The organism is Companilactobacillus hulinensis (assembly GCF_003946555.1).
Lineage (GTDB): Bacteria > Bacillota > Bacilli > Lactobacillales > Lactobacillaceae > Companilactobacillus > Companilactobacillus hulinensis.
In genome coordinates, this window is record NZ_RHOO01000009.1 from 57,793 (window position 1) to 80,080 (window position 22,288).

Below are 22,288 nucleotides of genomic sequence, written 5' to 3' on the forward strand. Positions count from 1 at the left end.
AAAAAAAATAGTCCTCTATCCCGTGTATGCGAAATAAAAGACTTGTACGTGTACCTTTTTAGCCTCACGGGACCAATGTTAAAGGACTATTTGATTTTCTTAATCATAGTAGAATTTAAAAGATAAGTCAACAAGAGAGTTGAAAAGATAAGACAACAATGAAATACTTAGAATATGAATGTAAAGCGCTAACAGAGGAGAGAATTTTTTTATGGTTGAATTGTACATTGTAAGACATGGTGAGACAGATACTAACTACGAGAACCGTATTAATGGTATGTCTACCAACAAGCCTTTGAACGAGAAAGGTGTCGCTCAAGTTGAGGAACTCGAGAAGAATATTGATATTAATATGTTTGATGAAGTTTACTCAAGTTCACTATTGAGAGCTAAACAAACAGCTGAGATTTTGAATCAAAATGTTCACGAAATCAAATTCGATGACAGATTACTAGAAGCCGATTACGGTAGCTGGGATGGTAAGACTGAAGAAGAGATGATCGCACAACATCCCGATGTATTCGATGAGAACCATTATTTAATGGCAGGATACACAAAGTATGCCAAAGATGGTGAAGAATACGATCACGTCTACAAACGTGTTGATGACTTCATGACTGATATGACTAAGAAGGGTGACGAGAAGATTCTGGTCGTTTGCCACGGTTTTGTTAGTCGTGCCTTTATGAAAGTCGTAACTGGAGCTCAAAATATTTCTAATATTATCCAACCAGACAATGCTGGAGTATCAAAATATAGAATTTCAGCTTCAGGCCAAAGGTATATGTTGTATTATGGAAGAATGAATCATATCAACTAAACATATAGATTGAGGTGGAATTTTGACATTAACTAATAAGGTTCCAGAAAATGATGTCAGAAAGACTTTTAATACGATTGCGAATGACTATGACAAGATGAATACGATCATGAGCTTGGGTACCCACAGAAAGTGGCGCGCCAAAGCAACTTCAATGATCACTAATCGTCCCAAGCGTATTTTGGATCTTTGCTGCGGCACAGCGGATTGGACGATCATGCTTGGTAGTCAATTCCCACTAGCCAGAGTTTCTGGAATGGACTTCAGTCAAGAAATGTTGAAGATAGGGCAAGCTAAGGTTGGACAGTCTGAACTAGAGAACGTCGAGTTATTAGCTGGAGATGCAATGAATCTGACTTTTCTCGACGATAGCTTTGATGTTGTAACTATCGGATTTGGATTACGGAATGTACCCGATGCCAATAAGGTATTACAAGAGATTTATCGAGTTTTGAAACCAGGTGGACAGCTTGTCTGTCTGGAAGCGTTCAAGGTCGAGACTCCAGTGATCCGCATAGGTTGGCAACTTTATTTTAATAAGATAATGCCCATGATGGGTAAGGTTTTCGTTTCAAAGAAAAATGAATATCAGTATTTAGATGATTCAGTGAATAAATTCGTCAGTATTCCACAACTAGTTGAGATGTATTACAAGGCTGGTTTTGAGAATGTTAGAGTTCAGGATTTGATGTTGAAGTCCGCTGCAATTCATTTGGGTACAAAAAGAGCGTGAAAAAACATGTTCAGCTTTCGAGCATTAAGATAAATAAGGACTGTAATCCGATCTTGGATTACAGTCCTTATTTGGTTTAAGCGGAAAAGCTATGTTTTGTCACGCGTTTACGCCGCAAGTTTAAATATTTTCTTTAGTCATATGGTGGCTCAAGAACCAAGCTGGAATAACGGCGAGCACTGTAACGATGACAGTAACTACGAAGGCACCTTGATAGGCTGAATTCAGATGAGCGGGTGTCATAAGTTCACCATTTAATTGTGTTTGAATCCAGGTTGCAAGTAATGCGGTACCGAAAGCTCCACCGATATTTTGTAACATACGAGAAGCGGTTGTTGCTTCAGAAACTAGTTCAGATGGCACACCTGAGTACGCATCAGACATGATTGGAATAGTCATTCCACCTTGAGCGATACCACGAATAAATAGTGTTGCAAGAATTATCCAAGTTGCTGTTTTGGCATTGAAATAAGCGAATGGCAGAGTTCCAATGACTGCAATAACAATGGCAACTAGAACGACCCAACGTGCACCGATACGGTCAGTTAATCTACCAATTTGGCTACGGGCAATTAATAGTCCTAACCCCTGAGCAATTAAATAAATTCCAGACATCACAACACTTAATCCACGAATATTTTGAAGATATAGTGGCAGGATGAACATTGCTCCGTTGACAGTTAATCCGGATAACAATAAAAGAATACTTGAGGCGGTAAAGCTAGGAAACTTGAATAGCTTGAGACTCACAAGAGCACGTTTGGGGAATATCAAAGCATAAATCGCATAACTTATCAGCAATCCGAATCCGATTAGAATGGGGACAAAAACATTGGTATTAGTAAATTTGCCACCAGAGCTTAATTTGGTGATACCAAGGATTAGACTGGTAAAAGCACCACCAAGAAAGAGAAGACTGATCCAATCGAACGGTTTTTTAGCAACGATTGGTTTAAACTGTGGCATCATGAAATATAGTAAAATCAGTGATGCTAGAGCAATAGGGATGTTGACGTAGAATATCCAGTGCCAGTTGAGTGATTTGATAATGAAACCACCAAATGTAGGGCCAAGAACTGGTGCTAAGACTACAGGTAAGCTAACGATAGCCATGATACTTCCCAGTCCTTCTGGTCCAGTAGCACGAACAACTAGAGTTGTCACCATCGAAATGATGATACCGGCACCAGCACCTTGTATAATACGACCGATTATTAACATATTGATGTCAGTTGAAACGCCGGAAATAATTGATCCGATGAGAAATACTAGTAATGAAGTTAAATATATTTTTTTGCCACTAAAGTGATCGACCATCCAACCAGCTATAGGAACGACGATGCCAAGTGCTAGAATATAACTTGTAGTTACCCATTGAACCATGTTCACCGAACTATTTAAATCTTTCATGATAGTATTGATAGCGACGTTAGTCATAGTTGTATCAAGCATTGGAGCAATTGCACCGATGACAAGTAGAATTGCTACTTTGACTACTGATGAGTGTTCGGTAGAGGTTTCTTTAATATTTTGTGATTCCATTTTCAACACCTCGAATATTTTACGAAGATAAATAATTACATATAAGAAACTTTGGTATCTTATTTATCTTGTTGAACAGAATAGTACACCGTAGTATCTTAAATTGCAAGAAATGGAGTGAATAAATTTGTCTAAATCTGAGGAAAAACATCAAACACGCCGCCGTGGAGCTGATTTGGAGGATGCCGTTTTGTCTGCTGCATGGGATTTACTGAAGGAAGTAGGATATCAAGAATTTACCATGGCCGAAGTCGCCAAAAGAGCTAATGCAGCTAAACCGGTTTTATATCGTCGTTGGCCAGAAAAGTCTAGTCTGGCTGCCAGTGCCATTATCAAATTTGGACCAAAACTAGATGCAACCATTCCTGACACCGGATCATTGCGTGGGGACTTAGTGACCTTTTTTAATCAGTTAATTAAGATATTTGATATGTTCGGTGCAGAGAAGTTCCGAGGATTAGTAACGGATAGATTGAAGTCGATTCCAATTGAGAAATTATTTGCGGCTCCAAATTCTGATAATATGTTGCAAAGTGCGATTGAACAGATTCTTGAGCAGGCAGAAAAGCGTGGAGAAGTGGATACATCAAAACTTTCACCACGGGTATTACAGTTGCCAGGAGTGCTGTTTATTAACGAGGTTGTTGGTCAAGCGGTCGTAACTAAACAAGTTATCGCACAAATAATTGATGAAATATTAATACCGGTATTTACGGCAAAAAAATAGCTGTTGTAGTAGGTTGAACTTGATAGTTCGCCTACTAACAACAGCTGTTTTTATTACTTTTGTTCCTTTGCCGCATCCGATTACGAAGTATTTTATCTGCCGTGGGGATTGGCTCCAGCCTTGGTCTGAAGCCTCGATTTGAAGCTTTGCTTCGCAAATCTCCAAATTCGTCCTGTTACGTAAGAACGGTAAATCACCGTTCAACGTAACTTTCACGGCTGATAAAATATTTCGTAACCTCCTGCTAATGTGGTTTAGATTCTTATGTTTTATCCTGTATCATTATTAAGTTTGATTTTATAAACTTTGAAGTCTAGTTTTTTTAAAAAAGTAAAAACATACAAACTAGCCGGAGATTGAAAATAACGTGTCAGCTGTGAAAGTGCTGTTGGACGGTGGTTTATCCGTCCTTACAGCATAGGACGACTTTTGAAATTTGCGGTTTGTGCAAAGTTCAAAATCGAGGTCTTCAGACCGCTCTTTGGCTGAAGACGATCCCACAGCTGACACGTTATTTTCAATCGGAGGCGGAATCCCACAGAAAATTTTAAATTAGACAAAATAAAAAAAACATCCTGGGGAGGGATGTCTTTTAATGTTTTTAGGGGATTAAATATATGTTATAGGGGGGATGAGGTGAGAGGCTTATGTCTCTCATCTACAAGTAATAGAATACCGCCGAAGTGTGAACCCTTTGTATTTAAAATGTGAAGAAATTGTGAAGATTTATGAATTTTGTCATAAATGCCTATAAAAATTTCTAAAAGCAAATGTAGCGTGCTAACAATCATAGTTTGCCGAATAAAAAATGCCATTAATTGAGCAGTATTTTAAAAAACATATATTTGTTGTGGAACTGGTTCCATACGTTATTATTAGGATAGAAGCACAAGGGGGATAAAATATGGCAAACATTCGTGATGTGGCGAAATTATCAGGACATTCTATTTCGACAGTTTCTAGAGTAATTAACCAGCGAGGTTATGTTGCGGGAAAAACGGCTGCTGAAGTTAGGCAAGCTATGAAGACTCTGAATTACCATCGGAATGATTTGGCCAGAGCGTTGAGTCTAGGCAAAACGTATCGAGTTGGCGTGGTCTTGCCTTATGTTAATCACCCATACTTTCAAAAATTAGCGGATGCCATTATTAGTGCCGCCTTCGCAAACAATTATCAAGCAACATTTTTACAATCAAATTATAGCCCAGAAGAAGAAATCAAATTTCTGGATATGTTGAAGCATCACGCATTTGATGGATTGATTTTTACGTCTCGTGCCATTCCATTTGATAAATTAGTTGAGTATAAGAAATATGGTCCGATAACTTGTTGTGAGGATACATTTGATTATCCATTATCGTCAGCTTTTACCGATAGAAGGGCTTCATTTGTGAACGCATTGCAGACTTTGAAAGATCAAGGATATACCAAGATAGGTATGACTATTAGTCGTAGTGAAAATACTAGTCAGAGTGCGAAACTGACGACTGAGGCGTACAGAGAAGTATTTGGTGAAGATATTCGTGATGAGTTATTGTTTCGAGAATCAAAGACTATGTTTGATGGAATAACTGCGGTTGCTCAATTCCTGAATTATGAACCAGACTTGCAAGTCGCCTTTTGCAATGGAGACGAAATTGCGGCTGGAGCTAAAAGACAATTAAAAGAAATGAACCGTAGTGATGTGTTAGTTACTGGACAAGAGAATTTGCCAATCAGCTTCTTGATGGGTTTTTCCAGTATTGATCATCGGTTAACAGAAATGGGTGAGGAAGCATTTGAGTTATTATTTAAAGATGAAATAATTAAGAAACCTATCCCATCTCGTTTCATGCGTCGGGGTAAATTACGGGATGATTCTGATCAGAATCAGGATGAAATTGACCGTATCTTGAATTAATAGATTAATATTAGATTGGCTTACTACTATAAATAATGCAATACTAATAGTGGTGCCAAGCCGAGGTGAGGGTACGCGGTCGGCGTGCAAACGTTTGGAAGATCGCTGCACCTCACCATACAACAGACTTACGTTTTCGTAGGTCTGTTTTTTTGTTCTTAATCAAATTAAAATACCACAGGAAAAATATTAACATTTTCCCTGTGGTATTTTTGGTTTAAATCTATTTATTCGTATTTAAATACAATTACATTGCGAAGTCTTGGGCAATCCAAAGTTGTCCCATTTGATCGATGTAAACACCGACACCAACTGATGTGTAATCTGATCTAATCATGTTGTAGTAGTGCATTTGACCAGGTTCTTCAAGGAACATCTTTAGTAGAGCGTCTGATGCTGCTTGACCAGTCTTGAACTTACTTGCTTTGTAGAAGGCACCGATATTTTCACCGACACCATTGGTTGGATAGTTTGCTTCTGCGAAGGCTGAATCGAAGTATTCACCATTTGGACGCATGTGGTCGAATTGTTGTGCTAATTCTTTGGCACGTGTCATGGCAATATTATTGATTGAGCTGTCAGTCTTCAATGCACCAACACCATTCTTAGCACGTTCTGAGTTGATAGTTGCATAGATTGCGCTTTGCATAGCAGTAACACTAGCACTGTTCTTGGCGTTAGGATCACTAGCATTTAATCCAAAGTCAGGTGAGTATTCTACTTCTGAATTTAGATTTTTAACATATAGATGTTGACTAGCTGCCCATTCGTGAGCTGAAACTTTGTAGAATACGACATTATTCTTGTTAATAACGGCTCTAGTTACAGTCCAGAAAGTACCGTCTGGTAATGAGTTACCATCCATCTTTCCAGTTTGGTCATTGTAAAGTGCGGCGTTACCGTCGAAGACTACACCACTAGACTTTTGAACTGGTGCTTGATTTGAAACATCGGTAACTTCACTTTCAATTACGTATTCGTTAGTAGCAACTTGGTCGTATGTTTGACCATTAATTGAAATAACCTTTCCTACTAACCAATCACTATGAGCTGAAAGGGCACGATTCTTAACTGATGCACCTTTCTTAGTATAGAGATAGGTCACGTGATTAGTTCTAACAATATGCTTTGCGGCTGCGTCCGCAGTCGTAGTATTTGCCATTAACCCCGCTGATAATAATGCTGTTGCTGCCAAACTAGTCAGCAATGACTTCTTGATCAAATTCATATTCATTCCCCTTAAATATAAAATTATTTATACGTCTAATATAGTCCTTTTTTGCTCTAAAATCATTGGCAAAAGGGCATAAAGTGGTTGAAAAATTGACAAAAAAAATACACCCGGGGAAGGTGTATTTTTTGTATAGGGGATTAAATATTGTTATAGGGGGGATGAGAAAAGGGATTATGGTATCTCTTATCTACAATTTATATAATACAGGCCTATCATGAAGTATTTGTTTGTAAATTGTGAAAATTATGTGAATCTGGATAGCCACTTGTTTATGATAAGTCTTTTTTATAATTTTAAATTCTTTGTCCATTTTAAATGACAACAATAGTTGTCTCCCTTGAGGTAAGTAATTTACCTCACGAATAACAGTATAACTTATTTTGTTAACAACTACTACTAGTTGATACCCAAAAGTCGAAAAAATAGAAGACATCCTGGGGAGGGATGTCTTCAAATAGGGGATTAAATATATATGTTATAGGGGGGTGAGAAAAGGGATATCTGTATCTCTCATCTACAATTACTATAATACCGAGAAATTATGAAATAAATAATTCCAAATTGTGAAAAAAGTGTGAATTTTCAATTTTTGAATTGGTCTAGATTAATTATATTTTTATATTGTTAGTTGCTTTTTAAGAGTGTACCACTTATACTATACACATGTTCATCCAAAGAGATGCTGATCTAGGCTGAAAGTCGGCAATGAAAATGGTGTTTTAATTTTACAGGTTGGCCGTCTATATTGGCTTTAAGAGATGCAATATAATTGCAAAATTTGGGTGGAACCGCGTTACGACGTCCCTATTACAGAAATGTAATAGTGGCGTCTTTTTTTTAACTCTTTTTGTATTGAAGAAGGAAGTTTATTTATGGAAGAAGAATCTACCACACAAGAACAAACGCTCTCGAGGTCACTTGAGGGAAGACACATACAGATGATTGCTATCGGTGGAGCAATTGGTACAGGGCTGTTTTTGGGCTCAGGAAGTGCGATTCATGAAGCTGGACCATCGATTATCTTGGCATACATGATTGCAGGCTTCTTTTGCTTCTTCATGATGAGAGCAATTGGAGAATTACTATTATCAGATACTACGAAGCATTCGTTTTTGGATTTTATCAGAATTTATCTGGGAGATAGGTTTGAATTTGTAACTGGTTGGGCATACTGGCTATGTTGGATAACCGTGGCAATGGCGGATCTAACGGCATCAGGAATTTATATCAAGTATTGGTTACCCAGTGTTCCACAATGGTTATCAGCTTTGATTATCCTACTAGTATTATTTTCAATGAACTTTGTGAACGTGAAGTTATTCGGAGAAATGGAAACAGGATTCTCCATGATAAAAATCATTGCTATCATTGCGTTAGTTGTAGTTGGGGTCGGAATGGCATTCTTCCATGCTCCAGTAGAAGGTGGTAATGCAGGATTTACTAATTTAGTAAGCCACGGTGGATTTTTCCCAACTGGATTCAAAGGTTTCCTGATGTCATTTCAAATGGTTATTTTTGCCTTCGTAGGGATTGAAATGGTTGGATTGACCGCTGGTGAGGCAGCTGAACCTGAAATTAACCTTCCTAAGGCCATCAATAGCTTGCCCATACGAATCGGACTATTTTATGTTGGCTCCATGATTGCCATCATGAGTGTATATTCTTGGAACAAGATATCGACGACATCCAGTCCATTTGTACAAGTATTCTCAGGTATTGGGATCAACGGTGCAGCTGGAATTTTGAACTTCGTCGTTCTAACCGCATCACTTTCAGCAACCAACAGTTGTTTGTTCAGCACTAGCCGTACATTGTACAGTTTGAGTTTGAAGGGTAACGCTCCAAAGAAGTTCAAGTTAATTGGTAGAAATGGAGTTCCAGTTTGGGCATTGATGTTTTCAGCGGCTGCTTTATTAGTGATTGTTGCATTGAACTTTTTCATTCCATCCAATGTTTTTAGCTTAATTTCAACGGTTTCTACAATCAATTTCATTATCGTTTGGATGATTCTTATTTGGACACATTTGTTATTTAGAAAGCAAAATCCCAGTGGTATCAAAATTTTTAAGATGCCGTTGTATCCATTTAGTAATTACATTAGTTTAGCGTTTTTCACAGCAATTTTATTGTTGCTTCTATATATAAGAACAACTAGGGTTCCGATGATTATTACAATTATCTTCTGGATCGTGATGTTGTCGGTTTATCACAAAAATAATGACAGAGATGCTGAAATTAGCTGAGATTCAGTAGGATTTTTATGGCAGAATTACAAGATTGGCTCACTATATCGAGCCTAAGAGATGCAAGCAATTGCGAATTTAGGTGGAACCGCGTTTTTGACGCCCTATTACAGAGATGTAATAGCGGCGTCTTTTTTTACAATCAAAATTAAGGAAGTGGAAACTATGAACGAAAAACAAACTCTTTCTAGGTCACTAGGTAGTAGACATATTCAGATGATTGCCATTGGTGGTGCGATCGGAACTGGATTATTTTTGGGATCGGGTGAGGCGATTCATAAGTCTGGTCCTTCAATAATATTTTCTTATTTAATAACAGGATTATTTTGTTTCTTGATGATGCGTGCTATTGGAGAACTACTTTTGTCTGATACTATAAAGCATTCATTTTTGGAATTTATCAGAGAATATCTTGGAGACAGGTTCGAATTCGTGACCGGTTGGGCGTATTGGTTCTGCTGGATAACGTTAGCAATGGCAGACTTAACGGCATCAGGTATTTATATCAAATTCTGGTTTCCACAAGTTCCACAGTGGTTATCAGCACTAGTTATCTTGTTGATTCTGATTACGATGAATTTTGTTAATGTGAAGTTGTTTGGTGAGATGGAATCAGGATTTTCGATGATTAAGGTTATTGCGATTATTGTGTTAGTCATTGTTGGTATTTCAATGGCAATTTTTCATACACCAGTTTCTGGAAGTGTCGCTGGTTTTGGTAATCTTGTTAGTCATGGAGGGATGTTTCCGACTGGCGTGTCTGGCTTCTTGATGTCATTTCAAATGGTAGTTTTTGCTTTCGTTGGAATTGAAATGGTCGGTATCACTGCCGGTGAAACTGAGAATCCGGAATTAAATTTACCTAAGGCTATCAATGCTGTTCCGATTAGGATCGGGTTGTTTTATGTCGGTGCTATGGTCGCAATTATGAGTGTCTATCCTTGGAATAAAATAACGACTGATGTTAGCCCATTTGTTCAAGTTTTTTCAGCAATTGGTATCAAAGGAGCAGCCGGGATCCTTAACTTTGTTGTCCTAACCGCAGCCTTATCCGCCACAAATAGTTGCTTGTTCAGTACTAGTCGGACACTGTACAGTCTGAGTATCAAGGGTAATGCTCCAAAAAAAATGTCAATGGTAGGACGCAATGGAGTACCGATTTGGTCATTGATGTTCTCAAGTGTCGCTTTGTTAGTGATTGTTTTGATGAATTACTTTATGCCGGCAAATGTATTCAGCGTTATTTCAACAGTTTCAACAATCAACTTCATTGTTGTGTGGATTGTTCTTTTGTGGACACATGTTGTGTATAGACGTCGGACTGAGAATCTGGGTAAATATCAGATGCCAGGGTATCCTTTTACAAATTATCTAAGCTTGATATTCTTTATCGGGATATTAGTTTTGTTGTTGATTATTAGTAGCACCCGATTGGCTATGGTATTTACAATTGTTTTCTGGCTTGGTTTGGTTTTGGTTTATTCTCTTTTGAAAAAGAAGTAGGGTTGGTTGCCGCTTCCGGTCACAAGATATTAAACCTTTCGTGTGGACCGACCCGAGCCGAAGTGCGGTCTCGGGTCTCGACTTGAAGCTTTGCGTTGAAAATCTCCAAGATTGTCCAGTGTTGTACGAACGGGTAGACCACCGTTCTACGCCACTTTCACGACTTGTTAAATATCTTGTGACCTCCAGCTAAATTTACTTTCTATATTTATGTTCATGACTGTCTATTTAGTATGGGTGTTTTAGAAGTTTTATCGTTACTAAATGAGTTTCTATTGCTATCTATAGAATAAAAAAAATCGTAATAACATTTCCTTAAAAATGGGAAATATTATTACGACTTTTATTTTTAAATATGAAATTAGACTAGCAGAAACACTCTCGCCTGCAGGCGGACAACAACAATCAACGATATAAAAAAATGAGCCACAAACGTGACTCATTCAATCTAGTTAATCTCGATATGATGACCAAGATCTTTCTTATCTTCAACTTTTGGCAATGTGATCTTCAAAACACCATCGCTGTAATCAGCCTTGATATTATTCTCATCAACTGCTGGTAAGTGATATTGTCTTGCGAAGCGACCGCTTGAGCGCTCGCTCATAATCATATCTCCATTTTTGTCCTCATGATCATTGAAACTATCACGGTGACCACTAATTGTTAGTGTGTTGTTTTGATAATTAATATCAATGTTCTTCTTATCAAAAGCTGGCATATCTACATGAACTTCATAATCCTTATCAGATTCTTTAATATCTGTTTTTAGTGTTGTATCTGTATTAGCATCATTGAAAAATGTAGGGAAGTTATTCATCCATGCATTATCAAACCAGTCTCTCATAACGTCGTTATGACGATCCATAATTTCATTTGTCATATATCAATTACTTCCTTTCCTTCATTACAAATACAGTATAGTACCTGCTTGGGGGGAAGTTCAAATATTTAGCACTCTTAATTGTCGAGTGCTAAATATTATTTTTTCATGTAATTGGTTGGCTCAAAGTATTTTTGCAATAAACCAATCAATAAGTCAGTAATAACAGCCATAAGAGCGGTTGGCAAAGCACCAGCAAGAATCAATGGGGCACCATCAGTAGCGTTAGTACCACGAATAATTAAGTCTCCTAGTCCACCAGCTCCAACGAAGGAACCAATAGCAGTGTTACCAATAGCGACAACCATGGCTGTACGAATACCAGACATGATAACGGACATGGCAAGTGGCAATTTGACCATGTACAGCAATTGAATGCCGGTCATACCCATACCACGTGCCGAATCGATGACATTTGGATCAACGTTACGCATTCCGGTATATGTATTCTTCAGAATTGGGAGTAACGAGTATAAGAAAATCGTTACGATAACCGTATTTGGTCCCAATCCTAATACCAGCATAATGATTGATAGCATGGCAAGTGAAGGAACTGTTTGGATAACGTTGGCAATACTGATAATGAAATTACCAAGTTTGTAATGGTTAGCAATGTATATTCCTAATGGGATACCAATTATCGCAGCAATCAGAACACCGTAGAATGAGATCAAAAAGTGTCTACAGAATTGTTCTAGAATATACATCCCATTGTGGGTAAAGTAAAAAATCAATTGTCTCCATAGCGGCTGGTCAGCCATTATTTATCACCTCTGAAATAGTTATTTTTTTGTAAGAATTCTTGAGCGACATCTGCCGGTTCACGGAGATTATTATCGACTTCATAGTTCATTGTTTGCATTTCTGATAATGAAATTTTGCCATCCAAACGGTGCAACAATGGCTTGAGCTCAGGGTGCTTACGCAACAAGCTGTTGTTGACAACCATACTTGTATCGTATGGAGGGAAGAAGTGCTTGTTGTCAGGTAATATCTTCAAGTTGTAACTCTTGATACGACCATCAGTTGAGTAACCAAGGACAGCCGACATTTTACCTGCGGCAACAGCTGAGTAAACTAGTCCAACTTGCATAGGATAGACACGTTTAAAGGTGAATCCGTATGCACGTGAAAAAGCTGGGTAACCATCGTCAGGACGATTGATCCAGATATTATCAGCACCAATATTCATGGTTGGAGCAATTTTCTTCAAGTCACTGATATTGTGCAAGTTGTATTTTTTAGCAATTTTTTGAGTTACCAACATATTGTATGTGTTGGCGAATCCATAAGTTGGGAACCAAGTTTGGTCGAAACGTTGTTTGTAGAGACGCTTGACTGTTCGGTTAGCTTTGGCACGATTTTGAATCGGTTTGTGGTTCAAAGTAGCAATCAATTCATCACCAGTGAAGTTCTCGGCAGCAATATCAGCGTTATTACGCATCAAAGCAGCGTGAACTAACTGGTTAGAACCTAAGTTATTAACGATTTCAGTGTTGTAGTTAGTCTCATGTGAAATGAGTTCCATGATTATTTCTGACATGATCATCGATTCAGTCGTAGATAAACTGGCAACTCGAATTGTATCTTTTGAACCAGAGCCTAATCCAGGCCATCCACATCCAGACACTAATAGCATTGTCATCAAGGATATAATTGTAAATATTTTTTTGATTGATTTCTTCATAATTACACCTCACTACGTTTCGTTTTTGGTGTAACTTTTTTCTCGAATATCCCTAATAGATAATCGGCAAGGATTGCCAGAATAGTAACCGGGATAGTACCACCGATGATAAGACTTGGATTGTAGAGATTCAGTCCGTTAAAGATGAAATCACCTAATCCACCGGCACCGATGTACGACGCCAAAGTAGACCAAGAAATTACATAAACAGTTGAGAGCCTGATACCAGACATTATAATAGGCATGGACATTGGTATTTCAACTTTAAAAATGGACTGCATCGTCGTCATTCCCAGACCACGTGCGGCGTCGAGTAGATTTTTGTTGACCTTTTTCATCCCAATATATGTGTTACGCAGAATTGGTAGTAATGAATAGATGAATAGGGCAACGATAGCTGGGACTTTTCCGATACCAAAGATTGGAATCATCAGAGCTAATAATGCTAATGAAGGAATAGTTTGAAGCATTCCAGTGATCGACATTACGTATTTAGCAGTTTTGTCGTAACGTGTTAATAGAATGCCAAGTGGTACAGCAACTATAATTCCGAGGATAATGGCAAAAGCTGAGATATAGATTTGTTCCCAGGTTTTGATTATCAATTCAGAGCCATGCTGGTTCAGAAAGGTAATCATGCATTATCACTCTCCTTTGCGATTGAATCGGGTAACTTGATGCCTTCAGGATTATCCAATTCTTCACTACCCCAGATAGCATCGTAGATGATGTTAACTAGAGAGGCACGAGTAACGATACCAATTAAGTTATTGTCGTTATCAATAACAGGGACGTATTTGTAGCCTTGCTTTAAAATACGCTCACTGGTATCACGCAAATATGACGTTGTCTTGACCTTAAAGCGATTTGGTTGGTAGATGTCCGAGACGTTCGAATATTTCGAGTAGCGGTCGTTTATGGTCTCCAGATCGATAAAGCCTTTGAGTTTGTTATTATCATCTGTAACTAATAGCGTATCAACGTGTTTTAAACTCATTTCACGAATAGCCTCAGCTAGTGATTGACCAAGTGTGATCTTGGCTGGGTTCTTCGACATGATGTCGCTGACAGACAAAGTATTCTGTTGTGCTTGAAGCAAACGTTCTTCACCTAATAGCTCCTTAACGAAATCAGAAGCAGGGTGTTGCAAGATATTGTCAGGCGTGTCGTCTTGAATAATGTGACCACTGTCCATAATGACAATATGTGTTGCTAGTTTTAAGGCCTCATCCATATCGTGGGTAACGAAGATGATCGTCTTACCAAGTTCTTCTTGAAGATGCTTAACTAGATCCTGCAAGTCATCACGTGTAATTGGGTCTAGAGCACCAAATGGTTCATCCATTAAAATAATATCTTGATCGGCAGCCAAAGCACGCACTACACCGATTCTTTGTTGTTGTCCACCAGATAATTCTGCAGGATAACGTTCTAAGTAACTTTCAGGCAGATCAGCCAATTTAATTAATTCTGTTGCCTTACGATCCATCTTGTCCTGTGACCACTTAAGTAGTTTAGGGACCAAGGTAATATTATCTTTGATGGTCATGTGAGGCATTAGTCCATTATTTTGAATAACGTATCCAATTGTACGTCGCAGTTTTACAGGGTCGAATGTCTTAAGATTCTTTCCTTTAAAAATGATTTTGCCACGACTAGGTTCGATCATACGATTGATCATACGCATAGTCGTGGTCTTTCCGGAACCAGATGTTCCAATTAGACAGACGAACTCCCCCTCGTTAATTGTTATGTTGATATTCTCGACGGCGTCGTTGCCGCCGCGGTAGTTTTTTGCTACATCTTGAAATGAAATTATTTCTTTCGCGGTCTGCATAAATCCTCCTATAAAATGACTAACGTTAGCTATGATACAATGATAGCGAGATTAATTCAAAAAGAGGTTGGAGATATTATGTCAAAAATAGTTGTCAAACGTATCTATAACAAGGAATTACCCGCAGGATATAGAATTTTGGTAGATCGTCTATGGCCACGAGGAATGTCCAAAGTTAATGCCAAGTTAGATTTGTGGGCCAAGGAAATTTCTCCCTCACCTGAATTGAGAAAATGGTTCGGTCATGACCCTGAAAAGTATCCAGAGTTTGAGAAGAAGTATATGGAAGAAATCCAAAATAATGATTATGCCAAAGAATTCGTTCAAGCAGTCAAAGAAGCTCTTAAAGAGCAAGATGTTCTGATTCTTTATGGCGCAAAAGATGAAGAGCATAACAACGCAGTTGTCCTGAATGAATACCTTAATAAAGAAATTAATAATTAATTGAAGAAAGTGCCCATCGACTTTATAATAATAATGATGAAATAAGACAGGGTGGATAATAATGGAGGAATTCGATTTAGCGACTCTTCTTTCCAGCAACGAAAAAGCATTAATTAGAATATTACAAAACTATGCCAGAACAAATGATCTGGTTATTTTTGTGCTGGATAATAATGATCGACTAGTATATTCCGCACTTGGGGATGCATCTGAGAAGGGAATACTTTCTAGACTTGATACAGTTAAAGACTTCGAAAGTCTGAGTACTGATCGATTCAAGTATCACATCGAATTGACTAATACACCGATTAGAATTTCGACCATCAATCAAATGGTCGGGAAGCTATATGTCGCACATGACGTTGACGACAGGCCTAGTCCTGATAATTTGTTAGTTTTACAGAGACTTCAAAAGCAAGCTGGGTTTTTAAAATTCTTGTTTGAAGGTACCTCAAGATTATTGATTGAAAACCGTGGAGTAGATGACTTCTTGATCAAGCAACCAGCTAATGTTGATGACATGATTGAAGAATTGGATGACAGTGAAGCTTTAGCTTTGCAACAATTGAAGAATTTGTCGACATCCAATCGTGCCATCATCACGGCGATTGAATTCATTGATGATAATTTGGATAAGCGGTTAACGTTGGATCAAGTTGCCAATCGAGTTTATTTGTCAGATTATTATTTTAGTAAGTTGTTTAAAAAAGAGACTAAGTTGAGCTTCTCAGTTTATTTGAATGCCAGAAAGGTTCAGCGAGCTATGTTGTTATTGAAGGATACTGAGATGAGTATTCAAGATATTTCTAGTGAGTTAGGATTTGCCAGGCTTAGTTATTTTAGCCAGACGTTTAAGAAGTTTACCGGATTCACACCTTCAAAATTCAGACGAAATAAATAAAGTCTTCTGTCTCCAGGATTGAAAATATTTATTGGCTATGCGGACCGAATTGAGCCGAAGTTCGGTCTCAATTCTCGGTTTGAAGCCTTTTTAAGTTCGACAGGTCTTCAAATACGCCCGTTTTAGTAAGAGCAAAGCTCTAACTAAACTTTCATAGCCAACAAATATTTTCAACCCTTACGACTAGTTTGTATACTGCTGGTAAAATCAATTATATAAATATTTTATTATTGTACAAAAAAGGGAGTCATGTCCCACTTGATATACACCAATATCAAGTGGCCATGACTCCCTTTATATGTATTTACTATTTAGTAGCCTTTTTTGTATGTATGTAGTGAATTACTAATGTGACAATAATCGAGACAATCAATACGGCAACAAATAACATATTTGGTACTTCGATGTCGATTGCAGGAATTGATAAGAATAATTTAACTGAAATAAAGAGAATCAAGAAGTAGGCCATTCCTTGTAGTTCAGGGATCTTCTCCATTAGTCCCATAATTAGTTCAGCAATACCACGCATAGCTAGAATACCAATCATACCACCGATCAATACGATAACAGGGTTGCTTGAGATAGCAAGTGATGCCAAGACGGAATCGATAGAGAAGACGATATCCATTAATTCAATTGAGATAACAACTTGCCAGAATTTGGAAATATGGATATGTTTTTTCCAGCCTTTTGGTTCAGGCTTTTCCTTTGGAACTTCAACTTTATTACCTTTTCGTTTATCGAGGAAGAAGTATTTTAAGAACAAATAGAAAAGATATCCAGCGCCAAGAACCTTTATCCACCAAAAGTTAATTAGGTAGACTCCAATACCGATAACTAGAAAACGGAAGATGTAAGCTCCGAATAGTCCGTAAAATAATGACTTTTCCTGCTCAACTTTGTTAGGTAATGATTGTGTTTGAGCAGCTAAAACTACCGCGTTATCAACAGATAACATACATTCCATAATTATTAAAGATAGAATTATTAGCCAGTCTTCGCCAGACTCAATAACTGTTGCCCAGTTATGAAGGTCGAAGAATGGACCGTACATGTTCACAAGTGCATTCAATCAGAATATGCTCCCTTAAAATTTATTTGTTTTCAATATGATACTTTACTTTTTGGTATATGTATATATTACAACAAAAAAGCCTTGAACATTTTAAAGTTCAAGGCTTTTGATATTTAGAAATGATAGACTTCTTGAAGCGTTGTGAAAATCAACCAAATATTTAGAATAGTCAGGATAACGGCAATGGCATATCCGATGTATTTGATATAACTCTTATTCGCAAATTCTCCCATAAGTTTCTTATCACTAGAAAAGGCGATAAGTGGGAAGATTGAGAATGGTAATGCGACACTCAAGAATACTTGTGAGAATGTCAGTAATGATTCGATCTTAGCTTCGTTACCGTGATACATGATAGCGAAGGTAATAACTGGAAGGATCGAGAGCAAACGTGTAATAACACGTCTTACCCACAGTTTCATCTTCATGTGGACGAAACCTTCCATAACGATTTGACCGGACAATGTACCAGTAATAGTTGAATTTTGACCAGATGCAAGTAAAGCTACGGCGAACAAAATACTTAGAACTGGACTGGCAACTGCACCAGCAATTTTTGGATCTTGCAAAGCATTGTACAAGTCAACGAAACGACCTAAGTCACTGTTTGTACCATAGAATAGTGCTGCACCAAGAAGAAGTAACAAAGTATTAACTACGAATGCTAAGGTTAGTTGAATATTTGAATCCCAAGTTGAGAAACGAACGGCTTGTTTAACACTCTTAGCATCTTCACGGTCATATCTTCTAGCTTGTGAAATACTTGAATGCAAGTATAAGTTATGCGGCATAACTGTCGCACCAACGATACCTAATGAAATATATAGCATACTTTGATTTTGTAGAATCACAGGATCAGGAACGAATCCGACCACCATTTGTCCCATATTAGGTTGGGCAAGAATAACTTCGTACATGAATACTGCTAAGATGACCATAATTAGTGCGGCAACAATAGCTTCAATCTTTCTAAAGCCAAGTTTCATCAGTACCAATAGAAGTAAGACATCAAATGCAGTGATGATAACACCCCATAGAATTGGAATGCCGAATAGCAGTTTTAAGGCAATCGCAGAACCGATTATTTCCGCTATATCCGTTGCCATAATAGCTAACTCAGTAACTATCCAGAGCATAAAGCCAACCTTTTTGGTTGTTCTATCTCTTGTTAATTGTGCCAAATCCCGACCAGTTACAATCCCTAGTTTAGCGGCCATATATTGTAGCAACATGGCGATTAAACTAGAAATCAAAATGACGGTCAAAAGTTTGTATTTGAATTGAGCACCACCAGCGATGGAAGTAACCCAATTACCAGGATCCATGTATCCAACAGCAACCAGAGCTCCAGGACCACTATAAGCTAATAGTGTCTTGAAGAATCCAGCGTCTTTTGGAACCTCAACGGTATCATTGATTTCTTGCAATGAAGGACCGTTTGCGTAATGGATCAGGCTTTCGTGTTTTTTATTATTATCACTCAAGCTTGTATCCCCCTTTTTAATCTTCCAATATAATATCACGTTATACTAGATTTTTAAATAAGAATAAAAATTAAATTTAGGTGTACTTAACAATAATTAAATTGATTTAAATCAAAGCAAAAATTTGTAAAAACCTGTATACTAACCTACAATTATTTAAAAAGGAATGAGGCCATATGGACTTACTAATAATAGTAGTAGATGTAATATTTTTAGCCGGAGCAGTGTTTAACATTTATTGGCAATCTCAAATTGAAATCCGTTCGATTTATAAGATTTCATCATTGATTTTCGCTGCATTTATCGGTTCATGGTTGCTGTTCTCAGCAACTAACGATTTGCCATATATCATCATGACGGCTTCGTTTATAACCCTCACCATTATGAATGGTGTTGGTGGGATAGGCGAGAAGAAAGTCATTATGAATGGATTCTATTCTGGCGTTATTGATTATGCTCAAATCGTTCATGTAACGCTGATTCCTATAGAAGTTCCCCAAAGAAAACCCAAGGTTGCGGTTATTTTCAATACAAGTCGTCCACAACAAGTACAAATGAGTTTTAATACTTCTTATAAGACAGTACAGGATTATTTGAGTAAAAAACTATCTTCAGGTGTTCAAGTTGAAGTTGGACAAATTTAAATATTAAACACAAAAAGACGAAATCGGAAAACCCGATTTCGTCTTTTAGTTTGCGCTCTTTAGATCTCGAATGTGGTAACCAATATATCCAATTAAAATTAGTATCACGGCAAGTCCAAGTTGCCACCACATGGTGCTAATGTCCATTTTGTGGACGGGAACTTTGGTAATGAAACCAAATGGTGTTAATTTTGCCATCCATTTTGGTAAGTCGATCAACTTGCCAAAATAGCCGATGAACAATGCAAATCCTGCATATAGATATCCAAAGACTGATAATCTTGGAATCCAACCGATGATGCAAGCAGCTATTGCTAACATTAGAACGGTTGGTGAAATGTATGCATAGAAGCTATTTAAGAATACTGAACTTGCTACGGGATGTTTCATGACTGACATGCCACCAAGTTGTAGTCCCATTATGGCAGCAAATAGTGCAGCAATACTTGTTGTCATTCCAAGAACCAGAACACTTGTAAATAAGTAATTACGACTTACAGGTTTTGAGTGGATCAACTCCAAGTAGCCTTTACTTTCACCAGTTTTTAGGTAGTTAATAATTTGTATACCAGGGAAGAGTGCCAATACTCCAAAGACAATCATCAAGATCGATATGAAATTCTTGATGATAAGAACGTTGGCTTTGTGAACTGCCCCAGCACCGAAGATACTTTCCATTGCAGGATTGGTCTTCAGAATGTCACCGATGGTATTGAAGATCGATCCGTAAGTATATCCCAAGATCAATAGTCCAATTACCCAGACTATGATTGAAGTACGATGCAGTCTCCAAAACAGACTCAATGGTCCGCGAAGAAACATGTAAGCCTTGGAACGTCCAGGTCTTGTGGCTACAAGACCGGATCCAATGTCACGATGATTGTTGATCCATAACGCCGCTACAACAAGAATTAATGATAGTCCCAACATTAGAAAGACTGGAAGCCAGTTGTTGTCTTGGTAGGTAGAGAATTTCTCGACCCAACCAAATGGGATGAGCCAAGTTGCCTTAGGGTTAGAAACATCAGTCGACATTCTAGCGATGTACATGATACCGAAGACGACGTATGACAGGATGGTTGCTGAACGAGAATTGTCGACCAACTGTGCCAAGAAGGCAGCTATAGCGGCGAACATGAATCCAGCTGCACCTAAGCCAAGCCCTAATAAGAAGTTACCATTAGTGTCGGTTCCTGGAAGGTTAGCCATTTGCAATCCAATACCATAGAATAAGCCAATCAGTAGATTAATAATGAATAATTCGATCAATGAAGAAGCTAGATTGGATAGTTTACCAACTGAGTGTGATTGAATTATTTCTAGTAATCCTGAATCTTCTTCGCCACGAGTGTTTTTGATAATAATTGAGAAGTTCATTATAGCTGCCATCATTGCCATGAAGACGGTCATTTCTCCGGCAAATACATCAGCAGTGCTGTAGGGTGCACTACCAGATAATTTACCAAAAAGAGAGATCATTGATGGTGACTTCAAAGTTTTGACAATTTCATCGATGGAAGCTTGAGTATCATAAATAGTAGTAAACTTAGCGGCTACTGCCGCAAACAGCACTACCATCGTTACGGACCAGAGAGCTAATTTCAACCAGTCTCTTTTCAGGCTGAATCTAGTCAGGAACCAAGTTTGATGAAAATTACGGTTTTCCATAATGTTATCTCCCTTCGTCTGAGCTGTAATATCTCATAAATAAGTCTTCAAGAGTTGGAGGGGTTGATTGTAATGAGACGATTTGTTTGTCAGATAGATAATCCATTGTTGTGCTGAGTTTGTCGGAATCAACTGAAAAAGTTGTTAGACCATTAGCTTCAAGTGTTACGTTATAAACACCTTTCATGCTTTGCAGGTTAGGAGTTGGTTGCATTGTCTGAAATTGAATAACGGTTCTAGTTAAGTGACGCATATCAGATAGTGAACCAGTTTCGACTATTTCACCGCTACGGATGATGCCGATACGGTCGCACATTTTCTCAACCTCGGATAAGATGTGGCTTGATAATAGAACGGCTTTACCTTGCTTTTTTAATTCCAGGACAGATTTTTGGAACACTTCTTCGTTTAAAGGATCAAGCCCTGAAGTTGGTTCGTCGAAGATGTAGAAGTCAGCATCAGTTGAGAATGCTGCAATCAAAGCGACCTTTTGGCGATTACCTTTAGAATATGTTCTAGCTTTTTTAGTTGGATCAAGCTGGAATCGTTTGATCATTTCATCGGTCTTACTGTTGTGCTTGGTATTTCCAAGTTTCAAGAATAAGTCAATAATTTCTCCACCAGTTAAATTAGGCCAAAGATAGACATCTCCTGGTACATATGCCAGTCTTTTGTGGATCGAGACGGAATCCTTGTAAACATCTTTGCCAAACAACGTAGCCGTTCCACCAGTTGCACGTAGTATCCCCAGAAGTGTCCGAATAGTGGTTGATTTACCAGCTCCGTTAGGTCCAATGAATCCGAATACTTCCCCAGGATAGACATCGAAGGTAACGTTTTTTAGAGCCTGAAATTTACCGAATTTCTTTTGTAGATGATCAATATGTAAAATTGCATTATTATTTTGTTGCATCATATTATCCCCTTAGATGAGTTGTATATGTCCAAGTTATTTGAGCATTA

At 37.9% G+C, this 22,288-nt stretch carries 20 protein-coding genes; 9 read left to right on the forward strand and 11 right to left on the reverse strand.

Annotation, left to right across the window (positions count from 1 at the left end):
* Window positions 1-211: 211 nt before the first annotated feature.
* Both EKM66_RS06430 and EKM66_RS06435 read left to right on the forward strand, forming a co-directional pair.
* Window positions 212-820 (forward strand): histidine phosphatase family protein, encoded by a 609-nt coding sequence (locus EKM66_RS06430; protein WP_125762780.1) that lies wholly within the window; start codon window positions 212-214, stop codon window positions 818-820.
* 22 nt (window positions 821-842) lie between these two features.
* Window positions 843-1,553 carry a demethylmenaquinone methyltransferase gene (locus EKM66_RS06435; protein WP_125762781.1) on the forward strand — a complete coding sequence of 237 codons (711 nt, stop codon included), beginning with the start codon at window positions 843-845 and terminating at the stop codon, window positions 1,551-1,553.
* A gap of 120 nt (window positions 1,554-1,673) precedes the next feature.
* Here EKM66_RS06435 and EKM66_RS06440 read toward each other — a convergent pair whose 3' ends face one another.
* A complete protein-coding gene (locus EKM66_RS06440) occupies window positions 1,674-3,095 on the reverse strand; it encodes an MDR family MFS transporter (RefSeq protein WP_125762783.1) in 1,422 nt (473 codons plus the stop codon).
* A 127-nt stretch (window positions 3,096-3,222) separates the two neighbouring features.
* On the opposite strand from EKM66_RS06440, the gene EKM66_RS06445 reads away from it, so the two are divergent.
* Window positions 3,223-3,822 carry a TetR/AcrR family transcriptional regulator gene (locus EKM66_RS06445; protein ID WP_125762785.1) on the forward strand — a complete coding sequence of 200 codons (600 nt, stop codon included), beginning with the start codon at window positions 3,223-3,225 and terminating at the stop codon, window positions 3,820-3,822.
* A 904-nt stretch (window positions 3,823-4,726) separates the two neighbouring features.
* Window positions 4,727-5,722 carry a LacI family DNA-binding transcriptional regulator gene (locus EKM66_RS06450; RefSeq protein ID WP_125762787.1) on the forward strand — a complete coding sequence of 332 codons (996 nt, stop codon included), beginning with the start codon at window positions 4,727-4,729 and terminating at the stop codon, window positions 5,720-5,722.
* Window positions 5,723-5,969: 247 nt separating this feature from the next.
* Here the strand turns inward: EKM66_RS06450 and EKM66_RS06455 are convergent, their stop codons facing one another.
* The gene (locus EKM66_RS06455; protein WP_164505069.1) at window positions 5,970-6,950 is read right to left on the reverse strand and encodes a CAP domain-containing protein; all 981 of its coding nucleotides are present in this window, start codon (window positions 6,948-6,950) and stop codon (window positions 5,970-5,972) included.
* Between the two features lie 878 nt (window positions 6,951-7,828).
* Here EKM66_RS06455 and EKM66_RS06460 point away from each other — a divergent pair.
* Window positions 7,829-9,199 (forward strand): amino acid permease, encoded by a 1,371-nt coding sequence (locus EKM66_RS06460; RefSeq protein ID WP_125762791.1) that lies wholly within the window; start codon window positions 7,829-7,831, stop codon window positions 9,197-9,199.
* Window positions 9,200-9,364: 165 nt separating this feature from the next.
* A complete protein-coding gene (locus tag EKM66_RS06465; protein WP_125762793.1) occupies window positions 9,365-10,702 on the forward strand; it encodes an amino acid permease in 1,338 nt (445 codons plus the stop codon).
* A gap of 448 nt (window positions 10,703-11,150) precedes the next feature.
* On the opposite strand, the gene EKM66_RS06470 is transcribed toward EKM66_RS06465, so the two are convergent.
* From EKM66_RS06470 to EKM66_RS06490, 5 genes are all read right to left on the reverse strand, one after another.
* Window positions 11,151-11,585, reverse strand: a complete 435-nt coding sequence (locus EKM66_RS06470) for an Hsp20/alpha crystallin family protein (protein WP_125762795.1) — start codon at window positions 11,583-11,585, stop codon at window positions 11,151-11,153.
* Between the two features lie 98 nt (window positions 11,586-11,683).
* The gene (locus EKM66_RS06475; RefSeq protein ID WP_125762797.1) at window positions 11,684-12,346 is read right to left on the reverse strand and encodes an ABC transporter permease; all 663 of its coding nucleotides are present in this window, start codon (window positions 12,344-12,346) and stop codon (window positions 11,684-11,686) included.
* Window positions 12,346-13,272, reverse strand: a complete 927-nt coding sequence (locus EKM66_RS06480) for an osmoprotectant ABC transporter substrate-binding protein (protein WP_125762799.1) — start codon at window positions 13,270-13,272, stop codon at window positions 12,346-12,348. Before EKM66_RS06480 ends, EKM66_RS06475 begins: the two co-directional genes overlap by 1 nt.
* Window positions 13,273-13,274: 2 nt before the next feature.
* Window positions 13,275-13,910: an ABC transporter permease gene (locus tag EKM66_RS06485; RefSeq protein WP_076613871.1), complete on the reverse strand. Its 636-nt coding sequence runs from the start codon at window positions 13,908-13,910 to the stop codon at window positions 13,275-13,277.
* Window positions 13,907-15,109 carry a betaine/proline/choline family ABC transporter ATP-binding protein gene (locus EKM66_RS06490; RefSeq protein WP_125762802.1) on the reverse strand — a complete coding sequence of 401 codons (1,203 nt, stop codon included), beginning with the start codon at window positions 15,107-15,109 and terminating at the stop codon, window positions 13,907-13,909. Before EKM66_RS06490 ends, EKM66_RS06485 begins: the two co-directional genes overlap by 4 nt.
* 78 nt (window positions 15,110-15,187) lie before the next feature.
* On the opposite strand from EKM66_RS06490, the gene EKM66_RS06495 reads away from it, so the two are divergent.
* Together EKM66_RS06495 and EKM66_RS06500 are read left to right on the forward strand one after the other, a co-directional pair.
* Window positions 15,188-15,553 (forward strand): DUF488 domain-containing protein, encoded by a 366-nt coding sequence (locus EKM66_RS06495; protein ID WP_125762804.1) that lies wholly within the window; start codon window positions 15,188-15,190, stop codon window positions 15,551-15,553.
* 61 nt (window positions 15,554-15,614) lie between these two features.
* Window positions 15,615-16,454 carry a helix-turn-helix transcriptional regulator gene (locus EKM66_RS06500; RefSeq protein WP_125762806.1) on the forward strand — a complete coding sequence of 280 codons (840 nt, stop codon included), beginning with the start codon at window positions 15,615-15,617 and terminating at the stop codon, window positions 16,452-16,454.
* 307 nt (window positions 16,455-16,761) lie between these two features.
* Here EKM66_RS06500 and EKM66_RS06505 read toward each other — a convergent pair whose 3' ends face one another.
* A complete protein-coding gene (locus tag EKM66_RS06505) occupies window positions 16,762-17,508 on the reverse strand; it encodes a TerC family protein (RefSeq protein WP_404811461.1) in 747 nt (248 codons plus the stop codon).
* A 134-nt stretch (window positions 17,509-17,642) separates the two neighbouring features.
* Window positions 17,643-19,013 carry an Nramp family divalent metal transporter gene (locus EKM66_RS06510; protein ID WP_125762810.1) on the reverse strand — a complete coding sequence of 457 codons (1,371 nt, stop codon included), beginning with the start codon at window positions 19,011-19,013 and terminating at the stop codon, window positions 17,643-17,645.
* Window positions 19,014-19,189: 176 nt separating this feature from the next.
* Here EKM66_RS06510 and EKM66_RS06515 point away from each other — a divergent pair, with 176 nt between their 5' ends.
* Window positions 19,190-19,657 (forward strand): hypothetical protein, encoded by a 468-nt coding sequence (locus tag EKM66_RS06515; protein ID WP_125762812.1) that lies wholly within the window; start codon window positions 19,190-19,192, stop codon window positions 19,655-19,657.
* Window positions 19,658-19,702: 45 nt separating this feature from the next.
* On the opposite strand, the gene EKM66_RS06520 is transcribed toward EKM66_RS06515, so the two are convergent.
* Both EKM66_RS06520 and EKM66_RS06525 read right to left on the reverse strand, forming a co-directional pair.
* Entirely contained in the window at window positions 19,703-21,325 is a 1,623-nt protein-coding gene (locus EKM66_RS06520; RefSeq protein ID WP_125762814.1) for an ABC transporter permease, read from the reverse strand.
* 4 nt (window positions 21,326-21,329) lie between these two features.
* Window positions 21,330-22,241: an ABC transporter ATP-binding protein gene (locus EKM66_RS06525; protein WP_225426569.1), complete on the reverse strand. Its 912-nt coding sequence runs from the start codon at window positions 22,239-22,241 to the stop codon at window positions 21,330-21,332.
* Window positions 22,242-22,288 lie beyond the last annotated feature (47 nt).